A 25833-nucleotide genomic window follows, 5' to 3' on the forward strand; every position below is an offset into this window, starting at 1 on the left:
ACGGTCTGGACCGTTCGCATTGCAGCTCTCAACGGTCTTTCGCGTATTGCTCACTCCTGGTTATCGAAACCAGCTTGAACCAAGCGAACGCGTTCAGCCTGTGCATTTATCAAGGATTCTACATCCACCATTCGCACCGCTTCCAAATATTCCTGAGGGGGAAGGTATTGGTGTTTTTCAATGTAATGGATAATCATCGTTGGAGCAGCATACCAGACTTGACCACTTGGTATCCATATCTCGGCATGGCCAAGGACATGCTGTTTCTCGTCTGGTCCCATGACTAATGAGTCGAAACCACAAAAGCCACAGGCATGAATACCTCTCAACACATTGACAAGTAAATCACGGCCCTGTCTTTGAAAAAAGAATATCTCCCACAACTTCGAAATAATCTGCTTAGGCACTGGTCCCTGGTTAAAGTCCTCAGACGGGTCAAGCCAGCCGATTGCCAATACCGTTTCGAGCTGGATAGGTAAGTTGTAATTATATTTGTTCAGATCAGGAATGTGCATGCGCTGCCTCCTGGGCATCGTAAAAACCGCCTGACAATGGTCGACTTGACGGGGGTAGGAATAGCTCACAACCGTAGGTGGAAACGGATCTGTTCTTCTTCCCCCTGTACGCTGGCGGCCCGCATCACAAACGGATGGCCGCTATGGGATCACCCAAACATTTCCGGCACGTAATCGGCCGATTCGGGGACCAAGGGGATTTGGCGGTTGCCGCGGTCGGTCAGCGTGGCGTGCGGGTCGATGCCCAGTGCGTGGTAGATTGTGGCGAGCAGGTCCTTGGGGCCGACGGGCCGGTCAATCGGATCACCGGCGTGCCGGTCGGTCGCACCGACGACGTTGCCCCGCGCGATTCCGCCACCGGCAAACATCACCGAATAGGCGCGTGACCAGTGATCCCGTCCGCCTCCTCGGCCGGTGCTCAATTTGGGCGTCCGGCCATGCTCGCTGAGACAAACCACCAACGTGTCGTCCAACATGCCCCGCTGTTCCAGATCCAAAATGAGTCCGGAATAGGCGCGGTCAAATGGCGGCAAAAGTTGATCCAACATGCGTGGGTAGTGATTCCAGTGCGTATCCCAGGCGTCGCCGGCTAAACCGTACTCGTCCCAAAAGACGCTGACCAACTTGGTGCCGGCTTCCAACATCCGTCGTCCGGCAAGACAAGATTGACCGAACAACGTCATGCCGTACAAGTCGCGCGTCGCTTGCGGTTCGCTGCGAATGTCCAACGCACTGGAGACTTCGCGCGATGTGATTAACGAAAACGCCATCTCCTGGTATTGCGACATGGCCAGCGCGTTGTTGTTCATGTCGATTTGTTTGCGCGAAGCGTCGAATTGCTCCAACAATGTGCGACGTCGATTCAGTCGATCCAGTTTCACCTCGGGCAACGGTTTCGTGGTGGCCAGCTTGAAATGGCTCTCCAAATCGCAGCCGACGTACGGGTCGTGACAATCGATTTTTCGATCCGCCAACGTCTTGACCACCGACCGCGTTGCCTTGCCTGTGTATTCTGTGTAGATCGGGTTGTAGCTGGCGCCGAGATACGAGGCATAAGGCCCCGCGCGGGCGACTTCGCCGACGCGTTGACTGCTAAAGGGAAATGGCAGCGCTAAATTATCGGGAATGCCCGTTGCCTGGCCCTGCTTTTTTTGCCGCTCGAAATATTCAACGACCGAGCCAACGTAGGGATGATGCCGTTGGTCGTACGGGCTGAGTTCCATCGCCGTTTCGATCGAGGGAATCCCGGTCGTGGCGAAGGCAACACCGTGCACGGGATGGGCGTGCGTCACCGAGCGGACGACCGTCACGCGGTCCATGATCTTGGCCATCTCCGGCAGGTGCTCGCAGACGTCGAGACCAGGCACGACCGACGGGATTGGCTTCATCGTCCCGCGGATTTCGACCGGGGCGTGCGGCTTCATGTCCACGGTCTCTAGCTGGCTGGGTGCCCCATAGAGATACAGGAACAGGCAACGTTTGGCGGAACCGAACCCAATGCCTTGCGGTGCCGTGGATGCCGCAGCAAGCTTTTGCGAGGCGAGCAGTTGCGGCAACGAGAGCCCTGCCGCTGCGAGGCCGCCGGCATGCAACAATTCCCGCCGCGTGATATCTGACGGACTGTGCTGGCCCAAAATCGAAATCGGTGATCCGAGAACCCGCAGCATCGACCACTCCTGGAGAGGCTAAATTGCCGAAGTACCTACGGATCAATAATACTGGTCGGCAGCGGTTGCCACAAGACAGGTGTGTTGCCAGCTAACAATCGGCCGTTGGTGCGAAAATTACGATCAACGCGACAAGTCAGTTCGACGTCATGTTGATGTCATATTCGTTATGACCGGAATTCACGATAAATTTCAATTCGCTTTCTGAAGAGTATCTGGCCGGCACGTTTTTGATTCCCAAGCTGGGATCGAAACTGACCCGCGCAGTGCACGGTCCGACTTTCACGCCTTCGAGGTCGACGAAGTACATCGCCTTGTAGAATCCTTCAGAATCAGATCTTGCGAAAGAGTTATGCGTTTCGTCTGTCTCGAAGCGGATCAACATGTTGGGAAGTGGTTTTCCATTCAAGCTGATTTTGCCGTGCACAGTTCCCAATTCAGGTGTTGCCCGCGCACTGTTGCCACATCCAATCAGTGTCGCCAGCATCGAGGCCAACAATCCAACCAACAAGAGCGCTTGACGTGCCATACCCTGCCCATCCTTTTTTTATTCGAGTCGCGCACGCAGCGTCCATACGGATTCACACGCTCGATTCCGCGGAGACTGCCAATTCGAAATATCCGAAAACCACGATGGTTCTCAATGAAAACCACCGTGGTCAACAAGTCGAGTCCGCCAAACTGAAAAGCTCAGCAGGTCCTTGGGAAATTGCTACGGTTGCATCACGAACCTACTCGAAGCTGACGATTTCCCCACCGGCGATGGTTGAAAACTGGCGATATTGTGTGAGGTCGATGCTATCGTTGACGAATCGAACCGAACCATCGGCTAACAGGAAAAAACCACCTCCGGTATGGGCACTTCGAAAGTTGCTCATCCAGTGGGGGCCACCGTTGATGCTCGACCGGCAATCCAACAAGCCAGCCACAATGATCTCCGACGTGGTCACGGGATTCTTGTTCAGCCTCTCCACCGTACTGCAGAACACGCTCGCGGTATGCAGTCCCACTGTGGTTGTGTAACCGTCATTTGAAGGTTCTGGGCTGACCCAAAAAACATCGGCATTGCGATTCACGCCCGGATTGAGCGGCGATTGAGCGGTCGTTGGATCCGTGCAGCCAACGCCGGTACACAGTGGAAACGTTTCTCCGCCGGCGCCTTCCCCCATCATGAATGTGTTCGAGGTACCGTCCGTGATTTTGGCAATCCGTGTGGACTGGTCGAGGTTGAACATGCCTCGTTCTGAACTGGGGATATTGCCGAAGGCCGCCGGACCATAAACCGGATGACCGCCTTCATAACAAATGGCGTCGTTGATTCCTTTGGACAACATGTAGTGCGTCAATCCCCCTGTCCCCAGCCCAGGCAGCGCGAATTCAAGAACCGGATCAAAAGCCGTATTCTCGGTCGGGACTGACGGGCAGATCAAACTGTTGATCGGCGTCGCCTGCACACCAGCCGGCTGATCGGTCCATTGCAGTGAGTAATCGTAGAGATTCTCTAGGTTGCCCTGGTCGAAGTACGGAAGCGAGGCAGTCAAGGCTCCGCTAAACACGTTGCCATCCAAGTCGGAAATGCCACCGATTGGGAACATCAAAAACACATCGTGGTAGTTGTGCATCGCCAATCCGAGTTGTTTCAGATTGTTACGGCACTGGGTCCGGCGGGCCGCTTCGCGCGCCTGTTGCACTGCCGGCAACAACAGCGCAATCAGAATCGCAATAATGGCAATGACCACCAACAACTCGATCAACGTAAACGCGCGTCGCTTGTGTGCAGAAAAGCTGAGTCTCATCATTGAACCTTTCGGTACGAGAAAAAGAGACAGAGAACATCACACTCTCAACAGCCGTTCTGGCTGCATGCGTGATTGTCGATTCCTGGAAGCTCAATCGTTCGCGGACGATCTTGTTGGTCTATCAGTCAGCAACTAGAACAGAGCCAGTGCGCTTTGTCAATTTTTTTCGGAGTCGGTTCGGAACTTTCTTACTGCCTCGCATGCCTTGGTGAAAATTACGATGAAACCTAGCCCTAACATTTGGGTCCAAGGAGTAGCTCAAATCGTTGGGAGAAATTGAAAATGACCGATTGGGCAGACAACAAGAATTGATGGCTGGTGGGTGGGGTGCTGGTGATCAGTGAATCGCTCGGAATGGAATCGAACGGCCCAACGAAAAAAGGGTGCGGAGATGGATAATCTCCGCACCCTGCGAGTCGACCTTGTCGTCTACTTTGGATTAGAACTGACCGTTCACTTCACCACCTTGGCGGGTAATCAGTGCAGCTGTCACAAGCGGGCTGAGGCTCGCATTGAGGAACTGGACTGAACCATCGGCCAGCAAACTGAATGTACCACCGGTGTGCCAGGAGTATGCACCAGCACCAAGACGGTTGGAGCAGTTGATGATACAGGGTCCACCACCGTCACCTGACGCGATGTCGGTACCGTCAGCATTGGAACCTTTGATCCAGTTCTCATGCCACGGATCACCCCAGCCACCACCACCGAACAATGATTGACCGATCGCTTCGGGATCACCACTCGAGACAGGAACCAGGGTCCGGCCGCGATAGAACAAGTTCTTACTGGCTTGTTCGACAAGCATCAAGGTGTTGGAAGTACCATCTGTGATATTCCGGATTTTCAAACCATCGGCACCAGCTGTCGGCTGGCCAAATACACCGTAGATCGCCGGCGTATCGACGAGGATGACATTCTGTTCCATGATGGCATCGCGATCGGCTGAGTAGCGAACACCGCCATTAGCGGGAGTCACGGAGAAATCATAGAATCCCGAGCGATAACCCGAAACGATTTCATAGTCAGAACGACCACTTCGCATGGTCCATTCACTGGCAGTCGGAACACCAAGTCCGACGTCGGTTCCGGCAGGAACAGACGCTTCGACAATCGTGTTGCCATCCGGTGTTGTCGGGCAAATGAATCCCGGAATCACCGTCGCGTAAGCTGCCGCTTCAGCACCACCGGCCAGAACGTTGGCAAAAGGACTCAAGCCATTGTTGACCACTTTGTAGATATTGCCACGATCGATGTAGGGCAATAGTGGTTGCTGCCAACTGTGGCTGGTCAGCGACTCAATGGACGCACCAGTGCCGTTGGTCGTGATGACCAATTCCGGGCACTCGAATTGTCCGTAGACATCATGATAGTTGTGAAATGCCAATCCAAGCTGTTTCAAGTTGTTGCGGCACTGCGTCCGACGAGCCGCTTCACGCGCCTGCTGAACTGCCGGAAGCAGCAGCGCGATCAAGATCGCGATAATCGCGATAACGACGAGCAGCTCAATGAGCGTAAACCCGCGTTTGGACTTACGAGAACGAGACATAATCAAACCTCCATCTAGGAAACAAGGAACGAGAACGAACACGATTTACCGGCAAGAAAGCACCGGCCATTAAACCAAAAATTATATAAATGTGAGTCCGTAACGGCTCACTCAGAAGTCAGCTCAATCGTACCGAGATCGATACTCCCTTCGTCTCCGGTGATCGTCACCGAAATTTCAGAAGTCTCAGGATCTTTGTACTTCTCTTTCAAATCTCCGCCCCGGAATGAACCATTCATGAGCGACCGCTTACCAACTTCAACCGTAAGTTTGTACGTGCCAGCAGGGACACCATCACTGCCATCATAAGTGCCAATTTCGAAAGTTGACCCATCCGGGGCACTCCAGGAAGACGGCTTGGGGATATCCTTAGGCAATTTTTCCTGAGTCGGAGCATCCGGATGAAGGATGATACGCCCCTGTTGCGGATAGACAAGGGGCTTGCCATCAACCAAAATTTTTCCAGTGACAGGCACCACCGGGACTTTATTGCGTACGTCAACAAACCCCTCTTCCTTACATCCGCTTACCAATCCGACGAGGAAAAGGAGAGAGAGCAGTCCCAAATGTTTTCTAAAGCTGCGAGTCATGTTCATTGAGTGAGCTACCTGCAAATGGACCTTCTTGCCAAATCTGGACAAAATGGCCCGTTTGCCTTCGTATCTGGTTATAGACTGTAGTAATTCCACAAAAGTTAAGCTTTCACGTGCAAGTAGCGTCCTAGAAAAGCCGTTGCCTGACACGTTTCTACAACACGAAAGAATTTTCAGTGAGATTAGCAGTGTAAAGATTTCGTGACGAAAATTATGACCAGATCAGCCAAATCACCCGTCACGTCAGAATGAATCGATAGGAACGTAAGACCGACAAAATCTTGTCAGCCCTGCCACAACGCCGATGAGCTAGAAGGGGACACGACCAGCTGATTTCAATACCGCTGGAGGTGTGAAGGCCCGTTGAAAATTGTTGAAAATTTAATTTGCTTCGTGGTATTTATAACTAGACCAAAGCAAACACCCCTTGTCAAACGTATTTCCCTGCCTTGTAAGGACTTTTCTTAGTAGATCGCACCATAGACCATCTTTAGCGATCGTGGCGAGAAGAGGGTATTTTCAGGCTATTTCCAAGCGATTTTTGACACGATTTTGGTGTCTGCCCAGCTCACCCGTCGTACCGGTAACCCACGCCATGGACTGTCCGGATGAGCACGGGGTTGTTGGGGTCGATTTCAATCCGTTTCCGCAACCGCGAGACATGTTGGTCCAACGTCCGGCTATTGGGGAAATAGTCCTCACCCCAAACCCGATCGAAAATCGTGGCACGGTCCAAGACTTCGCCGCGATGATCGTGTAGCAATTGCAATAACCGCACGTCCCGCAAGCTCAACTCGATCACCTGCTCGCCGCGACGACCGCGCAATTCGGACGTATTGATGTCTAGATCTAGCATTTGAAAACAGCCGCCATTCTCTGATTGAGATCGGCGATAGCAGCGGCGTGTGATCGAGCGGATGCGCGCCACCAATTCCTTCACGCCAAACGGTTTGACGATGAAATCATCGGCGCCCAACTCCAACCCCACGACTTTGTCGACCTCCTCCGACTTGGCGCTGATGAACACAATCGGCACCTCCGCATCCGCGTCGCGCAACTTGCGGCAGACGTCGAATCCATTCACTTCCGGCATCATCACATCCAGACAAACAAAGTCGGGACGATACTCGTGAAACAGCGTGAGCGCCGTTTGTCCGTCACTTGCCTGAAGCACCTGATAGCCTTCCTCGGCCAAGACTTCGACCACGGCGCGGCGAATCAATGTGTCGTCCTCGGCGACTAATACTCTCATCGGCGGCCTCAACTCTCACTGCGTGGTGTGTGTAACGTTACGCGAAACCGCGCCCCCTGATCCGCTGCCTCCCATACGACATCGCCGCCATGGTTGCGGGCCAAATCACGGGCGATCGATAATCCAATTCCTGTTCCTGGTGAGTCTTCCAAAGCATGCGAAACACGATGAAACGGCTCAAAGATCCGCTCACGTTGCCCCGCAGGAATGCCTGGTCCGCGATCCTCGACAACAATTGTCGTGCGGTCGCCTTCTTGGCTGCTGGTAATTTTAAGCAGTTTTCCTGCGGCGGCGTATTTTTCGACGTTGCTGAATAAATTCACCAGAATCTGTTCCAGCACATCAACATCGACCAGTACACGTTGCGGCGCATGCGCGTCGAATTCCACAACGATCTGTTTGTCGCGCAGCGGCGGTGCAAACCGTTCCAAACAAGCGGTAATCAGGTCATCGATCTTAGCCGCCGAACGGCGAACCGAAATACCGCTCCGTTGTTGCCGCGCAAATGTTAGCACGTTGGTGATCAATCGACTGAGGCGTTGACTTTCACTGAGAATCACCCCCAGTCGGCTCGTCGCAGATTCAGTCTCTTCGGGCGGCATCCCCTCCAAGTCTCGCTCCAACAGATCGGCATACATGCGGATATTGGTCAGCGGTGTTTTCAGTTCGTGCGAGACCTGATTGACGAAATTAACGCGCTGGGTCGCTTCAGCTATTTCACGGGCGTATTCGCGGTAAAACACAACCGCCAGCAACAACAGCACCACACCGCCGGCAACAAGACCGGCCAGAATATTGAAATACTGCGACCCCGGCTGCGCCGTTGCCAACCACGATTCGGCCACTAGATATTGCAACCGCCAGGAACTGAGCGGACGGCTGATCGATAAATCGACAAACGGGAGTTGATCTTCGGGCGGTTCGTAGCGGCCCCACTGATAGACCACGCTGCCATCGGAATCGACCAGCCGAATCCGCGCTTTCTCATCAAGCCGATTGAGTTCGCCCGACATTCCCGTTTGGGGAAGAATTTCGATGAGGTCCGCCATCCAGCGAGCGCGTTCGAGGAGCACGCCCACGATTTCGCCCGATTCACGACGATGCCAGAAAATGAGATTCACGCCGCGCCCCCAATAGAGCGCGTACCAGCCGTGGGTCCGTTGAACCTCCTCCTCTCGACCGCTCGATTCTCCGGGCGCATCGTTTTGCGCGTTGGCCAGTCGCACAAAATCGCGGTCGTTGATCACCGGTGTGATCTGCACCAAAAACCGCCGTTCCGCAGTGTTCAGCGACGAACCGGGCAAGGGGTGCTTGATCCGGCCTTCGGAATCGAGCACAAAGATCTGCTCCACGCGCGGTTCACGACGAAGCCGTTCGCGAATGCTGCCGGGTGTTAGCGGGACCCGACGAGCCAGTTCGAGCAACTCGCGTTCGCGGTCCTCAAAATACGTGGCGATGACGCCGTCGGTCTCGTGAAGTTGCTGCCGAAAGATCTCCTGAAATCGCTGGCGAATGTGCGTCTCTTCATCGCTCGCCAAACGCCACCCCAGAACCGCCAACAACGCCAGCGGCACCGTAGAGATGAGGATCAGCAGCAAAACTTGACGACGAGCCACACGCGCCTCGAGGTTCCAGGTTTAAGGTGCAGCGCTATTGTCACGCCTACAAGAAGAACACGTCAATAAAAAAGCCCTGGTAGGTGCGTCGCGATGCACCATTCTAAGTAGTCCGAGAGTCACACAAATTCAAAAACAGTGCCATAAAAATTCCGCCTCTTGAAAATCCAACAACTCAACCAAGACAACGAAAGGGTTCGGCAGCCCGGACGCGAGCGCGATCCGGGTGCCTGCCTTATCCCTCTATTAAGGCCTCATGCCAATTCATACTCTCAATACTTCTGTTGCGTTTGATCTTTATATTGTAAACGCCGCATCTGCTTACGATTGAATTTCCAGTCCTTTTCATCCAATTTTTTGGATTGTTCTTTATTGGTGACACAACGAAACATCAGCAGTTCCGACCCCAGTAGTTCGCCATTTTCACCCAGGTAAGCGCTATTCCCGAGCAGTACTTGCCGCGCACCTTCGATATCTCCCTGGTCGCGCAGTTGCGTGGCGAACCCATTGGCCCGATTGGCAACCTGCAAGACCGCTTGCTCCATCACGTCACGGTTGAGCGATTTTTTCACATCGGCGATGTTCTCAGAAAAATTCACGCTGACTTCGCTCGACAGACGATCCGTCGTATTGGTCTGCATATTGGCGTAGGAGACGTTGACAGCTGCGACTTTGAGCGTCTCCTCCGGCTTGGCAGCGGGGATCTCGACTTCCAACAAGACATATTTTTCCTGCTCGCTGTAAATCTGATTTATGCCGACCACGACCGTTTGGCCGTTGATCTCCGCATCGCCGTTGAGCATGCGGACCGGGCGGACACCGTTTTCGCAGGTGATGGTGATCGCGACTTCCTGCGCAACGACCGACAGCACGTCGTCGAATTCATAATTGAAGATCTTCACCAAATCGGCAGCGTCTTTGATGAAGATATGATTGCCGTCGCTATTTTGTGCCAACTGCACCATCAGGTCTTCGTTGTAATGCAGACCTAGTCCCATCGTGCTGACGGCAATTCCCTCTTTGCCGAGTGACCGCCCCAAGTCTCCCAATTCGCTCGGCGATTTGGGACCGACATTGGCCAGTCCATCAGACAGAAGGATAATGCGATTGACCCGTTCGCTGTCCAAAAATTTGCGCAGTTCGCCCGCCCCTTTGCTCACGCCGGCGAACAGTGCCGTCGAACCGCCCGCGCCAATCGATTTGATCTTTTCGATGATTTGCTTTTTGTCGGTCAATTTCGTAGCTGGGACCAAAACGTTCACGGTCGCGTCGTAGGTGATCACCGAGACAATATCGTTCTTGTTGAGTCGTTCAATCGCGCTGATCGCCGCTTCGCGCGCTCGATTGATTTTTTCACCCTTCATCGATCCCGACTTGTCCAACACCAACGCCACATTCACACTCGGGCGTTCTTTGTCGCTTTGGAATTTGAATCCAGTCAGCCCCACTTTGAGATAGGCGGTCTGTTTCTTACCGGCAATCAACGTCGGTTGCGCCATCGAGACGTCGAGCTTAACTTGGCCTGCTTGGACCGTTGAACCAATCAGAGTCACCGCCGCCACGAAGGCGGCCAGCATGCGAGTGCACAGGGACATGACAATTGCTCCTTGTTTGAGTGATACGTGTCCGATCAAATGTTCGGCAGCCGGTCCCATCCATATTCCCGGCCCATGCATGCATTATTCACGATTCTCAATCGTAGGTGGTCTGATCGGTGTCACAAGTTTGTAACAAATTTGTAACACCCCCTTATTTGTCGGGTGCGTCGTGAGACACTTTTTTTCCAAAGGGCAACAGATTCCCCTAATCAAATCAGTGCGATTTGCCAAGTGTCGATTGTGTGAACCCAATAGAATTCAAGATCTCACGCAAAGCCGCAAAGCTCACCAAGGAATTGCTAGGAAAATCATCAGGCTCAAGGATCGTTTTCTGATTGGGATATCGTAGAAATCGTTTTTCTATTCATTTTGGATGCCTTGTTGAGACATCGTCCCCATTCATCTCAACGAAGCACACTTCTTTGCGAGCTTCGCGGCTTTGCGTGAGGCTTTTTTTACTTGTCGGATTCGTCACGACGCACCTTTCTATGTAGTCCAAACGATCATCCTAACGAACCAATACACCGCACACGTATTGACGAAATAATTTAGCCACAGAGCACACCGAGGCCACAGAGAAAAAAGTGTTGTGGTTTACGGACTTGATTCGCTGGTTGAATTCTCACAGCGGCAGTCGGTTGGGTCGGACGCTGCCATTGATTACTATGGAACCCGTTACAAAATTGTGCGTTGAATTTCCACAACCTTTGCCGAACGACATCCCGTGACCAAACCACAACCCCAAGGCGTCCTGCCCGTTTTTCAAACACCGTTTCACGACGACGAATCACTTGATTTCGACACACTCGCCCGCGAAATCGACTGGCTATTCGAGCACGGGGCCGATGGCATCGTGATGGCGATGGTTTCTGAAGTTTTGCGGCTCTCTGATGCAGAGCGGCGGGATTTGGCAGTCCGCGCTTGCCGTTGTGCTGAGGGCTGCGGGACGGTCGTGATCAGCGTCGGGGCGGAGAGCAGTTTGCTGGCCGAGGAATCCGCACGGCATGCTGAGAGTGTCGGCGCGACGGCTGTGATGGCGATTCCTCCGATTTCGGTGGCGCTGGATGACGGCGAATTGCGGCGGTATTACGAGCGGATTTTGAGTGCGATCTCGATTCCCGTCATTGTGCAGGATGCGAGCGGATATGTCGGACGGCCGATGTCGATTGACATGCAAGCCGGGCTGTTCGCCGAATACGGGGACCGCGTGATGTACAAACCCGAAGCCAATCCCATCGGTCCGCGACTGACGGCGCTCAATGAAGCAACGGGCGGCAAGGCTAAGGTCTTTGAAGGGACCGGCGGGATTGCTCTCGTCGAAAGTTACGCACGCGGAATCGCAGGGACAATGCCGGGCGCGGATTTGATTCGCGTACTCACCGCACTATGGCGCGCCTTAAACGCCGACGACTTCGAAACCATCAACCGCTTGCATCCGCCACTCTGTTCGATGATTTCCCTACAGACCAGCCTCGATGCATTTTTAGCGATCGAAAAATACCTGTTGGTTAAACAGGGGATTTTCAAAAACACTGTTACCCGCGGCCCGGTCGGTTATCGATTGGATGCAGCCACTCAGGCCGAGGTGGATCGGTTGTATGAGCTGTTGATGGCTGGTTTATGAGGTTGGAGACGTGTGCGATGATTGCCGATTTGCCCGAAATCGCCGGGGGTTGGCGGGTAGAGCGAATCCATGTCGGACAGCATGATTTTGAAATCTGCCGCCCCGCCGACCCCGATGCACTATTGGACGTGGCGACCGATGACAACATTCCCTACTGGGCCTATCTGTGGCCGACGTCCTACGATCTAGCGGCTTGGATTCTAAGTACTGACTGGCAACCTCTGGGCGCGGTGCTGGAGCTTGGTTGCGGCATCGGCCTGGTCGGAGTTGTCGGATTAGCAGCCGATTGGCAGGTCACGCTCAGCGACTACGAACCGTTGGCGGTACAAGTCGCCCTGGCTAATGCGCGGTTGAATGGTTTCCCCGACGCGGCGGGCAGCGTACTCGATTGGCGCGAATCCCCACCGCAACAATATGCGACCATTGTCGGATGCGATGTGACATACGAGCGCGCCGAACATAAACCGCTGCTCAATTTCCTCGACACCGCATTACTCCCCGACGGCACCGCCTGGCTCGCCGACTGCAACCGCGCCGCGACGGAGGAATTCCTGACCGCCGCGCGGGAGCGCGGGTATGAGATCAGCAGTCGGGATTTACCGGCGATCGATTTCCCGGACCGGCCAAAATCTGCATCCGTCGTGCGGCAGCTAACGCGCCGCAATTGAGTAAACACAAGTGCCGAGCGGTATCGTAGGCAGTCCCCAAACCGACGGCTTCGCCGTTGTGCACGTTGTGCGATTGTAGAACTTCGGTAAGGCTTGATTCACGGGCCGATTTCTATTTCCAGATCGGAAAAAACAAGTCGCCTTCTACTGTTCCGCCGAGTGAGTCATAGCATCGCAGCTGGATCGCTTTGATTGCAGACGGTGACAATCGCAAGTAACGGAGCGGTTCTTCCTTAAACATCACGGTAAATTCTGTCCGCTCACCTGGCTTTAGCTTGGTTGTCGATTTCCAATTTGCCCCCAAGCGAAAAATACCGCTGAGAGAATGTCTCTCACCTTTGTCGATCGCAAGGTAGACAACGCCCGGCTCTAACGCCAGCCCCGGCCCTTCGTTCGGTTCGGCTGGGCCTATTGCCATGACGACGTCCCGTTTTGAAATGTTGATAATCGTGATGCGGAAAGTGTGTTCCTCGCCCTTCACAGACTCGACCTGCGCTCGTCCGACAAGGCATTCTGCGGCCCTAGGTACGCGCACTTTCTTATTGTCCGTCTTCGAGCCTGCCTCCTGAACCGGATGAGGTACTCCCTCTTCCAGTTTATCTGCGGGGTTGCGATTTTGACGAACTGCATCGGCTTTTTCGCTCGCACTCACTTGATTGACCATGCGAAGCGTCGCTAAATCTGCGCAAGCCGCGAGAATCAAGAACAACGCGCACAGGGCCAATAACCGTACAGGTCGTTTAATGGTTGAGGGAAACTTGCTCATCGAAATCTCTCCTGAAAGTTCTTGGTCGTCTGGTCCATTACGCTGATGTCTCAGCCAGCCCCCGATTCTATCCCTACCTACTCGCGACTTTCACCTGTTTGGCCGAAGACCTCAGAACATCATAGCGAGGGGCAACGCCCCTGGAATCGGTAACCGCAAATCCCCCTCGTTGGCCAACGGCCAACATCACCCGCCCATTCATTCGTCGCGCGTTGAATATGGCCTATGGCCAAAAAACGTGTCGTCGTTCATGCACCCTACGGCGTTGCCGCAGGCTATGGTGTCGGTTGGCCTTTGGCCAACGGTTTTTTGGAATCCGCTCCGCTCTTCTGGCGCTTTCTTACTTTCCGAAACGTCACCCTACCAAGAATACCCCCGTTCCATCCTCCATTCACCATCAACGATCTTTAAACCGAAAAACACATATGTCTTCTCCGCTTCTTCTTCGAAATCGACGCGTACCGTCCAAAAACCACTTTTACCTTTGTGTGCCCTCGATATTTTGCATTTTTGGGGATCGATTCTCTTGTATCCAACACAAAATTCTTCAAACGTCCTTGGCGCTCCGATTCTATTGGACGGCCCGTAAAACAACTTCCGTGCGGCGTCATAATTGTCCGCTGCGACAAGTTCCAGGAACTTCCTCACCGAGTCATTCGGCAGGTTGCCCTTCTGATCTTCTGGCGGACAAAAATTGTCGTAAACGTAAACGCTAAAACCGACGAGGACAAATAACCCCAGCGGGATAAACAAGAAAACGGATTTCTGGTTTGTCGGTGCATCTGCCTCGTAAATATTTCCATGTGCTTGCTCATGCATTCTATTTTCTCGGCTATTTCGTCAGTCGTTGGAATGGACGGACCACGTAGCGGCCAATCCAATCCTGAACTGACCGATCACGAAGTGCACATACTCGGCCGAAGGCCATTCAACATCATAGCCAGGGGCAACGCCCCTGGAATCGGTAACCACAAATCCCCATCGTTGGCCAACGGCCAACATCACCCGCTCGATGATTCGTTGCGCGTTGAATATGGCCTACGGCCAAAATTCGTGCCGTCGCACAAGATTACCTACGGCGTTGCCGCAGGGTCTGGAGCGTCTCTGCCTTGCAGCTTACTTGGGTCGACTACGAAATCGTCTGCGGGGACGAATTTGCTTGAATCATATACATACAGTTTGTCTTCAATCGTATCCTTCATCAAATCCGCATATTTTAATCCAAAAGTCTCGACCGTGAAATTCACAGGGTCGATCGGTTGGTTGAGCTGGGTTAACGTAAAAGAGACCTCCTGCAAGAGTTTGATTTGTCCCGCATTGACACCATCTTTCACATAGCTGCAATAACGATGATGAGTAGGTACAAATATCTTGCCTCGCTTCTGATATCGTATCGTTCGTTCGGCAAGCATCTGCTTGCCGTGCGATTGAACCCACCGAGTCACATTGAACCCAACAGCTGAGTCGTAGGTGACCTCGAGAAGGTTGCCCGACCTGGGGAAAGTCGTTTTTACGGTGTAGAGCACGTGGTCGCCGTCAGTCTTCTTGTGAATCGATAAGTTGTCTCGACTACTGCGTCGGCCGACATCCGCTGGGCTGGGCGACAACACCTTTACCCACGATTCACACGTCTCCCAGAAAAAGCGGCGTCCATTTCCAAAAACATCTCTCGGATCGAATACCGTTAAGAATTTGTCAGCCTTGGATCGTTCGCGTTTAAACACCACCCGGTTGGAGCGGTCTTCAAGACCGACGACGGCTGGAAGTTCCTCCGAAAAACCGTATCGCTCATTGCCTGCAAACAACAGCCAGTGTTCTGGCGTTGTCACCCACTGCTTGTCCGCCTTGCTTAGCGACCTTTCAATCTCCTTACCAGTTAATACCAAAACAGTACGAGGCGAAGCGACTGCTTTCAAACGGCCTGACATCTTGTTGTCTGCGAGATCCAAATAAAAATGACCGGCTTCCTTAGTCTCTTGCCACACCGATTTGTCCGCCGGTAGAGGAAATAGAGTTTTCTGGTGTCGTTGTATTTCACCTTGCCAAGTATGGATCAATTCATAGTTCTTCCGCATTTGGGATCCGAGCATCTTCATCACCGTTTGATACTCGGACGAATCCACCGCAGCACCTGAGTTGGTGTTGGGTGTCGGCGGAGCCGCATAAACCGATGCACCGCAGCTAAGTAGAACACAGGCTGTCAAACTGAACAGTTGCCGGTTCAGTGTATGCATTGCGGAATTCATTGGAAATCCTTTGCTTTCTTGCAACAAGTAACATAGGGCAGACGCCTGCCGGCCGGCTTTTGGATTGAGGACCAACATTGCTCACGGCAGGCGGGAGCCTGCCCTACGGCCCTTTGCCGGCCGCAACGATCACACGTTTGGCCGAAGGCCTCTCAACATCATAGCCAGGGGCAACGCCCCTGGAATCGGTAACCGCAATTCCCCCTCGTTGGCCAACGGCCAACATCACCCGCTCATTCATGCATCGCGCGTTGAATATGGCCTACGGCCTAAAAACGTGTCGTCGCACATGCTTCCTACGGTGTTGCCGCAGGCTATGATGTCGGTTGGCCGTTGGCCAACGTTTTTGGGAATCCGCCCCGCTCTTCTGGCGCATTCCCTTTATCGCCGCATCTCCCAACCTGGAACCCCTCCGCCCAAAACAGTACGATACCCCCCACCACATTAGAAACTGTAAACGACAGAGGAGATGACTGCGATGGAGAAATGGCCAATTGGTGTGTTCGCTTCGGTCGATGCCGGGCTGGGGGTGCATCTGGATGTTGCGCAAGAACTCGGGGTGCCGACCGTGCAGGTGCATGCGCCGCACCAAGCGACGCGGACGGAAAAGACCGCACAGGAGTTCCTTGCCAAATGCAACGATGCGGGGATCACGATCACAGCTGTGTTTGGCGGGTTTGATGGCGAAAGTTATGCCGACATCCCCACCACCGTCCGCACTGTCGGTTTGGTGCCGGAAGAAACCCGGGCGGCGCGCGTGCAGGAAATGAAAGAGATCTCCGACTTCGCGAAGTTGTTGGGGTGCGACACGGTGGCTTTGCATATTGGCTTTGTGCCGGATGCTGCTTCGGACAGTTATCAAGACTTGCTGACCGTCACCCGCGACTTGCTGGATCATGTTGCTAAAAACGGCCAACAATTGAATCTTGAAACCGGGCAAGAGTCGGCCGAGCATTTGCTGGCGTTCATCTCCGATGTGCAGCGGGACAACCTGTTCATCAATTTCGATCCAGCCAACATGATCCTGTACGGCAGCGGCGAACCGATTGATGCCCTGAAAAAAGTGGGCCATCTGGTGCGGAGCGTGCATTGCAAGGATGGGACTTGGGCGGCGGATGGCCAACGCGGCAAGGAATGGGGGGCGGAAGTTCCGCTCGGCGCGGGAGATGTCGGTATGGAAACGTACCTGCGGACGCTGCAGGAAATCGGCTACGACGGGCCGTTGACCATCGAACGAGAAATCGCTCACGACCCAAAACAGCAAAAAATTGACATCGGAGCGGCTGTCTCGCTGTTGCAGGAACTGCGTGCGAAGATTCTCTGAGCGATTGGCTGCAGTAAGAATTGGCGTGTGGGGTGGCAAGAATTTCGAGTCACTCAAACAAATTTCGGTCGGCGGGGTATCCTTATCCACAGGGAATACTCCGCCGTTCGTAATTTCGGGTGGCGGCCGCCCCGTTCACCATTCGTCTCGCCTGTCAGGTAACATCGCGATGAAAACCTGCCCGAATTGCACAGCTGCGGTTCCCGAATTGGCCAGTTTTTGCGCCAGTTGCGGCTCTGAATTCCACGGCGCGGATGCGGTTCCGCTCGAATCCGCACCCCCGCCTCCCGTCCTCCCACCGCGTCCTTGGCTGTGGGTTGCAGGAATTGGAGCTTTTTTTGTGTTGTTGGTCGGCTGTTTCGTGTCAATACAAACGATTTTGATCTATCGGCAAGCAGCCATTCCGAGACCGACCGTTGCCGCCCCCTCCAATTTCACCTTGAACGAGAGAAATTTCAAACAGATCGGAGTGGCGCTGCATAATTATCACGATGTTTTTAGCGTGATGCCTGCCGGGGGTATTTTTGACGAACAGGGAACGGAGTTTCATAGCTGGCAAACCGCGCTGCTACCGTTTCTTGGTTACGGGGAAACGTATGAAACCGTTTTCTTCGAATTGCCCTGGAATGCTCAGGAAAACCAATGGCCGATGGGGGAAGGGATTCGGCAGTATCTCAATCCAGCCATCCCGCAAACCCATACCGGTAGCGGCTATGCCCTCAGTCATGTCGCCGGGAATTCGCAGGTCTTTCCGGACAACAAAGGACTGGCTTTCAAAGAAATCGTGGACGGAACTTCGAATACTCTAATCGCCGGAGAAGTGGTGGACGGTTTTGCGCCGTGGGGATATCCACGAAATGTCCGCGATCCGGCGGATGGGCTTCACGGGGACAGTCGTACGTTTGGTAGCCTAGGGAAAAAGGGTGGCGTCATGTTTCTCAAGGCGGATGGCTCGACGGTGTTTGTGAATAATGATGTCGACCCCAGCGTGCTGAAGGCGCTGAGCACGCCTGCAGGTGGCGAAGAAACGCCTGAAATGCCCAGCATGCGCAATCCTCCACCGTAAACGCTGTTGCCCGCCGACAATTCGCAGAAAACCTTGCTCACCTTTTGAGACGAGGACGTTGGCTTAAAGTAGCCCCCCGTTACGGTTCGATGAGATTGATATCAGATGCTCACAATCTGGATCGATCGACGCACGTCATAGGTCGACTGCCGGTTTACTTGCGAATCGGTCCACTGAGATTGTCGGGGTCTGCATTTATGTCCACTACCCCCGCGGCGTCTCAAGGACCGAGGCCATGTACGAATCACATTTTCAATTCCAACGGCGTCCATTTTCGGCAACTCCCGATTCCGACTGTCTGTTCATCACGGACAACATCCGCGAGACCATTGCGGAGTTTGTGATCAGCATGCAACGGGGACAGGGGATTGGCGTTTTGACCGGAGCCGCCGGGATGGGCAAAACATTGCTCTGCGGCCGGCTCGCCGAGGAGTTGTCCGAGCAATTTCAAGTGGCGCTGCTCAAGAATGCGAACTTCGCCACCCGTCGGTCCTTGCTGCAAAGCGTGCTCTTTGAATTGGGCCAGACCTACACCGGCATGGCCGAGCAAGAATTGCGGTTGGAATTGGAAAAGTATTGCGAGTCCGCATTAGCGGATAGCGATGGCGTGGCGTTGATCATCGACGAAGCACACTTGATGTCGCAGCGTCTGCTGGAAGAAGTCCGTTGTATCACCAACCTGACGGCCGGTGGAATTCCGCTGGTTCGCGTTGTACTGAGCGGGCAACCGGCGCTTGAGGAGACCTTAGCGAAACCGGGCATGGCGGCGCTCAACCAACGCATTGCTTCACAACATTATTTGGAATCATTGTCCCGTTTCGAATCAAAGCAATACATCGAGTACCGCACGAACTGGGGCGGCGCGAATCCGCAGCAGATCTTTACCGACGACGCAATGGCCGCCATCGCCCATGCGGCCGACGGCGTGCCCCGCGCATTGAACCAACTTTGCGACCACACGCTGTTATTGGCGTTTGTCTCGAACCAACCCTGTGCCGATGCGGAACTGGTCGATGAGGCGTTGGAAGACTTGCGGCAATTGCCACTACATTGGAACGAGCGAAAACACATTGCCGGGCCGCTGGATGCCTTGAAAAAGAAGTCCACCGATTTGGCCGAATTCGCAGACGCGGATGAAGATGTCGAACCATTTGACTTCGAGGCGTTCTCCAACGACGGAATGGAGAGCATTGAAATCGGCGGCACCAGCGAAAGCCCCGTCGAAAACGAAATCCTGGACGAAGAAGTCAGCCTGCCGGTGGAAGAAGAGGAACACATTGTCTATGCCTTGGCGCACGACGATGAAGAGATTTCCATCGAACCGGTGATCTCGGAATCAGATGACGTCATCGAGATGGACAGACTGGAACTCGAAACCGAAAACGAGGAGGAAGTTCCCATGGAGACCATTGACATTTCATCGCAGGAATTGCCTCACAAATCCAGCGCGATCGCGGGGGTTGTGCCGTTGGTCGACGATCACCAAAGCGGAGCGGTGATGTTCGAAGAGGAACTCGTGATCGATCGATACGCCGCACTGGATGCAGAGCGCCGTGAACGGCCACCTTTGACGGCTGCCAGTCACACCGAAGAACCAAAGCCGGAAATGCCGATGGAAACTCCGGTTTTTGAAGAACTGGAAGCTGTCGAAGAACTGGTGACGGCCGAGCCGGTCGCAGCAGACATGCAAGATGTGCCCACCGATTCTCTTGAGCTAGAGAACGAAAACGATACGGTACAGCCAGTCGAAGAACCGACCGGCGATGCACTCGAAGCAGCCAATTTGAACAAAAGTCTGAAATCGCACCGAAACGTCATTGATCAAATCAATGCCCTGGACTTTGGCGAAGTTGCCACCTCAGAGGCATCTGACTTTGACGTTGTGGAATTGGAACCGGCAAAGCCATCGCAAACTTTGCGACATGACCGGCAACCGGCTGCAACCGATCAATCCGCTACGAATGAAACCGAAGAGAGCGCCGTGCCGCGTCCCAACCTGCGGCGGTTATTCACCAAACTTCGCCGCGTGCAACATGAACGCTCGGGACGGTAGTGACACTCGAGATCTTGGGGTGTACCTCAGTAACTCAATTGGCGAAGCGACTGATGGAGTGAAATTCATTGCGTAGCCAGATGCGGAAGTCCGCATCGATCTCGTCCATCGATTCGACCCCGAGCACATTTTGTAACGTCGCCTGCCCGTTGGGGTCGTTGCCAACCGCTGTGCGGAATTGGCGGTAATACTCTTTCAACAACCCGCGCCGTTGGAGGTATAGGCATAGGTAGCGGACGTGGGCGTACTGCAACCCCTCGCCCTCTTGGCGAAATGTCCGTGCATGGATCAATTCCTCAATCGATTTGAGCTGTCCCGACAGCAACGCTTGTTTGAGCGAATTGAGCCGCCAATTGTGATGCCCCAGCAACGTTCTGCCATCCTCACTGAACTCTCCCTGTTCGTGTAGCGACGCTAAGCCTTCGTCGAACCACTCTGGACCGGTGGGAAAATCGAAGCCAAACAGAGCATGCGTCAATTCGTGCGCCAATGTGCCGTTGCCGCTCGAAAGATCCAGCATGATCCGCCGTTGATCTCTGCGAAAATAACCGTGGTAGTGCGTGGCGTCATAATTATCCAACTCGCGAGCGGCCCGGCGATAATTCCGAACCGTGCTCAACATGACGATGGTGATTGGCTGATTGGGACTCGTCTCGAAATAGCTGCTTTGCAAAGCGTGGACGATCGGCGTGATTGTGGTTTCATAATGCCTGCGCAAATCGGCCTCAGGCATATCCCCGGCAATTACAAAGGGAGACTCAACCGCAACGCGGTACTGCTCGCCTAAGCGGAGAATGAGCGCCGCAGCAGCCTTGTTGCAGTCTTCCACTAAAGCGGGATGATCGGCGGCGGATTGATCGCCTTGCCCCAAATCGAATTGCGGTTGTGCTGGATCAATAGCCGTGGCGGCCATGACCTCCCGCGCATCGTGGGGGAATTCAAATGTGACCCAGTAACTCCCGGCGATTAAAACCACCGGTCCGATAACCAGGACCAGAAAACGATAAGTGCTCACGGTGAGTCTCTCAACTGTTGCAGATTCGAAACGGGGTGCATCCGACCTGTTTCGCAAAGTGTACGTCAGAATTGGAAAGGATTCAGAGTATCTCTTGAGGGATATCCAGGAATTCTCCACAATTGCACATACGGTCTGCGGAAAATGTGTTTCAAACGGGCAACTTCACGTGTTTGCCATAATCGCTGGATTGCTCAAGGTGACTTGTTGCGAGGCAACAATTCTAAGGAATGCGAATGGCACGATGGATTTGACACAAAAGTGCCTGAGTAGACAATGCGGCAATTTAGGTAACTGTAGGAAGAGGTACCTAAGTACATGAATGAGTATCTGTTACGGCGTTTTTCATTAAGAATCAGTCGCCTGACTGGAAATCGCGATCAGCCCTCAAGTGCAGGCCCCTAGGCGGACGAAATCCAATTAGGAGTCTTGTTTTAATCCTCATAACCGACATGATGGTCGCATTCGGGGCGCTTCGCCGATTCCGAGTCGTTGAGGTCGCTGCCTGGGTGTGGACATCGCAGGACGTGCGCCAATCGTGTTGGTTACCGAATCAATGGGTCTAGTTTTCTGGGCCTTGCCTATTTTTTTTTGAAGTGCAGAAAATCATGGACGATCTTTCGCCGAAATCGATATCACGACGCCCCTCCGTCCCGTGGCGGAATTCCAACAATCGCGTTCGCAGTTGCGGTCCGTTATTTACTGAAACCGATATTCAAAATATGCGCAATGGCATGCACGCTTCTATCTATCAATTTCAGGGTGCTCATCTCGACGAAGTCGACGGGATTGCCGGGACCCGATTCGCCGTCTGGGCGCCGAACGCCCGCGAAGTCTCCGTTCTCACCGACGCCAACCATTGGACGCACGGTCGCAATGCGTTGCGTCCCTCGGACGAGGGAATTTGGACCGGCTTTGTTCCCGAATTAGCGCATGGCGATGCCTATAAGTTTGGCATCAAGGAACAATCCGGCGTCGTCACCGAACGTAGCGACCCGTTTGCATTTTTTCAGGAGTTGCGGCCCAAGACCGCGTCAATCGTCTATGACATGAGCGACTTTGTCTGGCAGGACCAGGCGTGGATGTCGCGACGGGAAATGACCGACTGGATGGCGCAGCCCATTTCCATGTACGAAGTCCATCTGGGATCGTGGAAAAAGCCCACCGATGGTCGGGAGTTTTTCAACTACCGCGAATTGGCGCACATGCTGGTCGATTATTGCCGAGAAATGGGATTCACCCATTTGCAACTCATGCCAGTCAGCGAACATCCGTTTGACGGCTCGTGGGGTTATCAGGCAACGGGTTATTTCGCACCCACCAGTCGTTTTGGTACGCCGCACGACTTCGCCTATTTTGTGGACTATTGCCACCAGGCAAACATCAGTGTGTTGATCGATTGGGTCCCTGCGCACTTCCCGATCGATGGTCACGCACTGGCCCGTTTCGATGGCACAGCGCTCTATGAACATGCTGACCCCCGCCAAGGGTTCCATCCCGATTGGGGCACCGCTGTCTTCAACTACGGCCGCAACGAAGTCCGCAACTTTTTGCTTTCCAGCGCGCGGTTTTGGCTAGACAAATATCACGTCGATGGGATCCGCGTCGACGCCGTCGCCTCGATGTTGTACTTGGATTATTCACGCAACGCCGGTGAATGGGTCCCCAACGAATTCGGCGGTCGCGAAAACCTGGAGGCGGTTCGCTTCCTCAAGGATTTCAACGTGATGGCCCACGGAGATTTCCCGGGAATCTTGACCGTGGCCGAAGAATCGACCGCCTGGGGCGGCGTTTCGCATCCCGTATACAACGGCGGACTCGGCTTCAGCATGAAGTGGGACATGGGTTGGATGAACGACTCGTTGCGCTACATGCAACTCGATCCGATTCATCGTGCACACCACCAAAACGACCTTTCCTTCCGCATGGTGTACGCCTTTACGGAAAACTTCGTCCTGCCGTTATCGCACGACGAAGTCGTCCACGGAAAACGTTCGTTGCTCTCGCAAATGCCGGGCGACCATTGGCAACAGTTTGCCAACCTGCGGATGCTGTACGGTTACCAATACACCATGTCCGGCAAAAAGTTGCTCTTCATGGGTGGGGAATTGGGACAATGGCACGAATGGGACCATGACGGTGAAATTGACTGGAATCTGCAAGGCCACAAATACCACGATGGCTTGCGGCGTTATATCGGAGATTTGAACGAACTGTATCGCAGCCAAGGCGCGTTGCACGAACTCGACTTCTCCGGAGAAGGGTTTGACTGGATTCAGTGTGATGACTCCGCGAATAGCGTCTTCGCCTTTTTGCGCAAAGGCCAAGAGAAGGATGACTTCCTGGTCATCATCAGCAACTTCACCCCCGTTCCACGAGAGAAATACCGCATCGGGATTCCTCGACCCGGATTTTATTCCGAAGTGCTCAATAGCGATGCCGGAATCTACGGGGGGACGAATATCGGCAACCTCGGCGGCGTCTATAGCGAACCGATCCCCAGCCACGGTCACAAGCAGAGCATCGAAGTGCATCTGCCGCCGCTGGGCATCGTGGCAATGAAACCGATGTCGACGCCCAACGCCTAATCCGCAGACTCTTCTCCCCCCCCTCCGGTTCCGCCGGGGGGAGAGGGGAGAGATCACGTGCGACCGGATCACGCGCCACCGGACTGCCGTCTCAAGACGACCAATTCCCCGCGACGCTCGACTACGATTCCGCCCGGTAAGTCCGCCGTTCCTCCGTTTTGCAACAGTGTCGCCAACCGGTCGTAGTGCGAATAATTCATCCGCTGCCGCGGCCATTGCTGTTGCTTCCACAACATCGCAAAGCATTCGCGGATGACGTGCCGCGTTTGTTCGTTAAGCGGTTGCCACCTTAGCCGCACAATGTCTGCATTCACGTCGAGCAAGGCACCGCGCAGTTGCTGATGCACGATCTGTTCTAGCGCTTCTTGCAGGTCACCGGCCTGCTGGCTCAATTTGCTCAACGCCTCCCGAATGTTGGGATTGAACGACGATTCCAACTGCGGCAGTAACTCGTGTCGAATTCGGTTGCGCGTGAATGCCACATCGACGTTCGACGGGTCGTCACGGTAGTCCTGGCTGACGGTCCGCAAATAATCGACCGCCTCCGCGCGCGTGACTGCAAGCATCGGGCGCAACAAGGCGATCTCCGGTTGACCATCCGACGGCGGAACGAGCACACGCCGCTCTGGCATCCCCCGTAAACCGGCGACACCGGTGCCTCGTAACAGGTGATGCAGAATCGTCTCCACCTGATCATCACGGGTGTGGGCGACAAGGATGTGTGTAAATCGGTTGTGGAGTGCCGTCTGCTTGAGGAAGGCGTAGCGGGCATTGCGGGCGGATTCCTCAATCCCCTGCCCTGTTTCAGCGGCGAGTTGACCGACATCAGCCGCCCCCAGATGGAAGGGGATCGCGAGCCGTTCACACGTCTGTTGCAACCAACGGGCGACGTTGTCGGAGATGGCTGGTTGTAGGTTGTGGTTAAAATGGGCCACCGCTAAGCGGCCGGAATGGGTTTGGTTCAGGTCCAACATGCCCCGCAGCAGCGCCATGCTGTCCGCTCCACCGGAGACCGCCAACAATGCGTCACCGGCGTCCCAAACCGTCTTCACGGCATGACAGAGCGAACCGAGGAAGGAGTGTTGGTGGGGATCTGACATGTTTGAATCGTGTGAAAGTGCGGAGTCCGCCCGGATGATCTTGGAATCACTGACAATACCAACCCAATTGTCGTTTCTCGGTTGAATATCGGTTTTGCTTTGGTAGTATGGACTTACGATTATTCATCGTCCAGAGGTCGGGCGTAAAAAATTGATGCCCAGCGTCTCTGGGGGATGGACAACTTCGTTGTCTTCGATGAATCTTTCACAATTCGACACTTTAGGGTGGCGACGTCGGGGAGAAACGGGGAAACACAACGGCAGCCGTTTTGCGGTTTTATCTCAGTCTGAATGTGTTAAGCGTGGTATCCAGTAACCTACTGCGGACTGTAGGGCGATGCTTCATAAAATTCTACTGGCGTTGATTTCGATCATCCGGCTTTGGGGCCGGATTGGGACGACACCCGCGCGGGCGGCTTACACCGCATTGCGCGAGGACGTGGCGCTGCGGAATTTTTGGATGAATCTCGCTATCGAAAGTCCGTGGTTACGTTCCATCTTGTCCAGCCGCAGGATGCGGGCTTATGTTCCGGTGTTGGCGCGGATTCCGCGCGAATATTCCGGATGGCATCCGCCGCTCCCGGCAAGCAAGAACACGTTTTTGCATCCCAGATTGAGGTAACGACCGGTCTGCGGTTCGCTGCTGCGTTCGACCATTTCTTCATCAAACGGAACTCGATCTTTTCATGGCGAGATTTGGCCACTGAAAGTCGCGCGTCCGTCGCTTCGCTCCCCTGTAATTTGTCATATGACCGTGGCATCGGTGCGTATCGATATCCGGTTGACAATTCAGT

At 54.1% G+C, this 25833-nt stretch carries 21 protein-coding genes; 7 read left to right on the forward strand and 14 right to left on the reverse strand.

All coding sequences use genetic code 11. The annotated features are described in order from the left end of the window. Nucleotides 1-50 precede the first annotated feature (50 nt). The 9 genes from Mal52_RS19000 to Mal52_RS19040 all read right to left on the reverse strand — a co-directional run bounded on the left by Mal52_RS19000 (nt 51) and on the right by Mal52_RS19040 (nt 10586). Nucleotides 51-515, reverse strand: a complete 465-nt coding sequence (locus Mal52_RS19000) for a DUF7919 family protein (RefSeq protein WP_145377983.1) — start codon at nt 513-515, stop codon at nt 51-53. 149 nt (nt 516-664) lie between these two features. Next, the gene (locus Mal52_RS19005) at nt 665-2182 is read right to left on the reverse strand and encodes a DUF1501 domain-containing protein (RefSeq protein WP_145377985.1); all 1518 of its coding nucleotides are present in this window, start codon (nt 2180-2182) and stop codon (nt 665-667) included. Between the two features lie 136 nt (nt 2183-2318). Then, the gene (locus Mal52_RS19010; protein ID WP_145377987.1) at nt 2319-2711 is read right to left on the reverse strand and encodes a hypothetical protein; all 393 of its coding nucleotides are present in this window, start codon (nt 2709-2711) and stop codon (nt 2319-2321) included. A 202-nt stretch (nt 2712-2913) separates the two neighbouring features. Then, complete coding sequence (locus Mal52_RS19015; protein WP_145377989.1) at nt 2914-3981, reverse strand: DUF1559 domain-containing protein; 1068 nt, start codon at nt 3979-3981, stop codon at nt 2914-2916. A gap of 439 nt (nt 3982-4420) precedes the next feature. Continuing rightward, nucleotides 4421-5572: a DUF1559 domain-containing protein gene (locus Mal52_RS19020; RefSeq protein ID WP_231962392.1), complete on the reverse strand. Its 1152-nt coding sequence runs from the start codon at nt 5570-5572 to the stop codon at nt 4421-4423. Nucleotides 5573-5637: 65 nt separating this feature from the next. Beyond that, nucleotides 5638-6126: a hypothetical protein gene (locus Mal52_RS19025; protein ID WP_145377991.1), complete on the reverse strand. Its 489-nt coding sequence runs from the start codon at nt 6124-6126 to the stop codon at nt 5638-5640. Nucleotides 6127-6691: 565 nt separating this feature from the next. Further along, nucleotides 6692-7375, reverse strand: coding sequence for a response regulator transcription factor (locus Mal52_RS19030; RefSeq protein ID WP_145377993.1), 684 nt, complete (start codon nt 7373-7375; stop codon nt 6692-6694). Nucleotides 7376-7383: 8 nt separating this feature from the next. Next, nucleotides 7384-8991: a sensor histidine kinase gene (locus Mal52_RS19035; protein WP_145377995.1), complete on the reverse strand. Its 1608-nt coding sequence runs from the start codon at nt 8989-8991 to the stop codon at nt 7384-7386. Nucleotides 8992-9263: 272 nt separating this feature from the next. Beyond that, nucleotides 9264-10586, reverse strand: coding sequence for a vWA domain-containing protein (locus tag Mal52_RS19040; RefSeq protein ID WP_197534325.1), 1323 nt, complete (start codon nt 10584-10586; stop codon nt 9264-9266). A 727-nt stretch (nt 10587-11313) separates the two neighbouring features. On the opposite strand from Mal52_RS19040, the gene Mal52_RS19045 reads away from it, so the two are divergent. Both Mal52_RS19045 and Mal52_RS19050 read left to right on the forward strand, forming a co-directional pair. After that, complete coding sequence (locus tag Mal52_RS19045) at nt 11314-12213, forward strand: dihydrodipicolinate synthase family protein (protein WP_145377997.1); 900 nt, start codon at nt 11314-11316, stop codon at nt 12211-12213. A 17-nt stretch (nt 12214-12230) separates the two neighbouring features. Further along, nucleotides 12231-12881 carry a class I SAM-dependent methyltransferase gene (locus tag Mal52_RS19050; RefSeq protein ID WP_197534326.1) on the forward strand — a complete coding sequence of 217 codons (651 nt, stop codon included), beginning with the start codon at nt 12231-12233 and terminating at the stop codon, nt 12879-12881. Between the two features lie 112 nt (nt 12882-12993). Here Mal52_RS19050 and Mal52_RS19055 read toward each other — a convergent pair whose 3' ends face one another. The 3 genes from Mal52_RS19055 to Mal52_RS19065 form a co-directional block, all read right to left on the reverse strand. Beyond that, the gene (locus tag Mal52_RS19055) at nt 12994-13647 is read right to left on the reverse strand and encodes a hypothetical protein (protein WP_145378001.1); all 654 of its coding nucleotides are present in this window, start codon (nt 13645-13647) and stop codon (nt 12994-12996) included. A gap of 360 nt (nt 13648-14007) precedes the next feature. Continuing rightward, complete coding sequence (locus Mal52_RS19060) at nt 14008-14466, reverse strand: hypothetical protein (protein ID WP_145378002.1); 459 nt, start codon at nt 14464-14466, stop codon at nt 14008-14010. A gap of 254 nt (nt 14467-14720) precedes the next feature. Further along, nucleotides 14721-15893 carry a hypothetical protein gene (locus Mal52_RS19065; protein ID WP_145378004.1) on the reverse strand — a complete coding sequence of 391 codons (1173 nt, stop codon included), beginning with the start codon at nt 15891-15893 and terminating at the stop codon, nt 14721-14723. A gap of 478 nt (nt 15894-16371) precedes the next feature. Between Mal52_RS19065 and Mal52_RS19070 the strand changes: the two genes are divergently transcribed. The 3 genes from Mal52_RS19070 (at nt 16372) to Mal52_RS19080 (ending at nt 20336) form a co-directional block, all read left to right on the forward strand. Beyond that, nucleotides 16372-17217: a sugar phosphate isomerase/epimerase family protein gene (locus Mal52_RS19070; protein ID WP_145378006.1), complete on the forward strand. Its 846-nt coding sequence runs from the start codon at nt 16372-16374 to the stop codon at nt 17215-17217. Between the two features lie 169 nt (nt 17218-17386). Next, nucleotides 17387-18283 (forward strand): DUF1559 family PulG-like putative transporter, encoded by an 897-nt coding sequence (locus Mal52_RS19075; protein WP_145378008.1) that lies wholly within the window; start codon nt 17387-17389, stop codon nt 18281-18283. Nucleotides 18284-18518: 235 nt separating this feature from the next. Next, nucleotides 18519-20336: an ExeA family protein gene (locus Mal52_RS19080; protein ID WP_145378010.1), complete on the forward strand. Its 1818-nt coding sequence runs from the start codon at nt 18519-18521 to the stop codon at nt 20334-20336. Between the two features lie 34 nt (nt 20337-20370). Here Mal52_RS19080 and Mal52_RS19085 read toward each other — a convergent pair whose 3' ends face one another. Then, nucleotides 20371-21351 (reverse strand): hypothetical protein, encoded by a 981-nt coding sequence (locus Mal52_RS19085; RefSeq protein ID WP_145378012.1) that lies wholly within the window; start codon nt 21349-21351, stop codon nt 20371-20373. Nucleotides 21352-21959: 608 nt separating this feature from the next. Between Mal52_RS19085 and glgB the strand changes: the two genes are divergently transcribed. After that, complete coding sequence (gene glgB, locus Mal52_RS19090) at nt 21960-23939, forward strand: 1,4-alpha-glucan branching protein GlgB (RefSeq protein ID WP_145378013.1); 1980 nt, start codon at nt 21960-21962, stop codon at nt 23937-23939. A gap of 68 nt (nt 23940-24007) precedes the next feature. On the opposite strand, the gene tilS is transcribed toward glgB, so the two are convergent. Beyond that, on the reverse strand, nt 24008-25039 hold the full coding sequence (gene tilS / locus Mal52_RS19095) for a tRNA lysidine(34) synthetase TilS (protein WP_145378015.1): 1032 nt from the start codon (nt 25037-25039) through the stop codon (nt 24008-24010). A 337-nt stretch (nt 25040-25376) separates the two neighbouring features. On the opposite strand from tilS, the gene Mal52_RS19100 reads away from it, so the two are divergent. Next, on the forward strand, nt 25377-25661 hold the full coding sequence (locus Mal52_RS19100; RefSeq protein WP_145378017.1) for a hypothetical protein: 285 nt from the start codon (nt 25377-25379) through the stop codon (nt 25659-25661). The last annotated feature ends 172 nt before the right edge of the window (nt 25662-25833 follow it).

This window comes from Symmachiella dynata (assembly GCF_007747995.1).
GTDB lineage: Bacteria > Planctomycetota > Planctomycetia > Planctomycetales > Planctomycetaceae > Symmachiella > Symmachiella dynata.

Bases quoted from the DNA above. Each gene is read 5' to 3' on its own strand.
- Mal52_RS19000 (WP_145377983.1), bottom strand. From the start codon at position 515: ATGCACATTCCTGATCTGAACAAATATAATTACAACTTACCTATCCAG.
- Mal52_RS19005 (WP_145377985.1), bottom strand. From the start codon at position 2,182: ATGCTGCGGGTTCTCGGATCACCGATTTCGATTTTGGGCCAGCACAGT.
- Mal52_RS19010 (WP_145377987.1), bottom strand. From the start codon at position 2,711: ATGGCACGTCAAGCGCTCTTGTTGGTTGGATTGTTGGCCTCGATGCTG.
- Mal52_RS19015 (WP_145377989.1), bottom strand. From the start codon at position 3,981: ATGATGAGACTCAGCTTTTCTGCACACAAGCGACGCGCGTTTACGTTG.
- Mal52_RS19025 (WP_145377991.1), bottom strand. From the start codon at position 6,126: ATGAACATGACTCGCAGCTTTAGAAAACATTTGGGACTGCTCTCTCTC.
- Mal52_RS19030 (WP_145377993.1), bottom strand. From the start codon at position 7,375: ATGAGAGTATTAGTCGCCGAGGACGACACATTGATTCGCCGCGCCGTG.
- Mal52_RS19040 (WP_197534325.1), bottom strand. From the start codon at position 10,586: ATGTCCCTGTGCACTCGCATGCTGGCCGCCTTCGTGGCGGCGGTGACT.
- Mal52_RS19050 (WP_197534326.1), top strand. From the start codon at position 12,231: ATGATTGCCGATTTGCCCGAAATCGCCGGGGGTTGGCGGGTAGAGCGA.
- Mal52_RS19055 (WP_145378001.1), bottom strand. From the start codon at position 13,647: ATGAGCAAGTTTCCCTCAACCATTAAACGACCTGTACGGTTATTGGCC.
- Mal52_RS19060 (WP_145378002.1), bottom strand. From the start codon at position 14,466: ATGCATGAGCAAGCACATGGAAATATTTACGAGGCAGATGCACCGACA.
- Mal52_RS19065 (WP_145378004.1), bottom strand. From the start codon at position 15,893: ATGAATTCCGCAATGCATACACTGAACCGGCAACTGTTCAGTTTGACA.
- Mal52_RS19070 (WP_145378006.1), top strand. From the start codon at position 16,372: ATGGAGAAATGGCCAATTGGTGTGTTCGCTTCGGTCGATGCCGGGCTG.
- Mal52_RS19075 (WP_145378008.1), top strand. From the start codon at position 17,387: ATGAAAACCTGCCCGAATTGCACAGCTGCGGTTCCCGAATTGGCCAGT.
- Mal52_RS19080 (WP_145378010.1), top strand. From the start codon at position 18,519: ATGTACGAATCACATTTTCAATTCCAACGGCGTCCATTTTCGGCAACT.
- glgB (WP_145378013.1), top strand. From the start codon at position 21,960: ATGGACGATCTTTCGCCGAAATCGATATCACGACGCCCCTCCGTCCCG.
- tilS (WP_145378015.1), bottom strand. From the start codon at position 25,039: ATGTCAGATCCCCACCAACACTCCTTCCTCGGTTCGCTCTGTCATGCC.
- Mal52_RS19100 (WP_145378017.1), top strand. From the start codon at position 25,377: ATGCTTCATAAAATTCTACTGGCGTTGATTTCGATCATCCGGCTTTGG.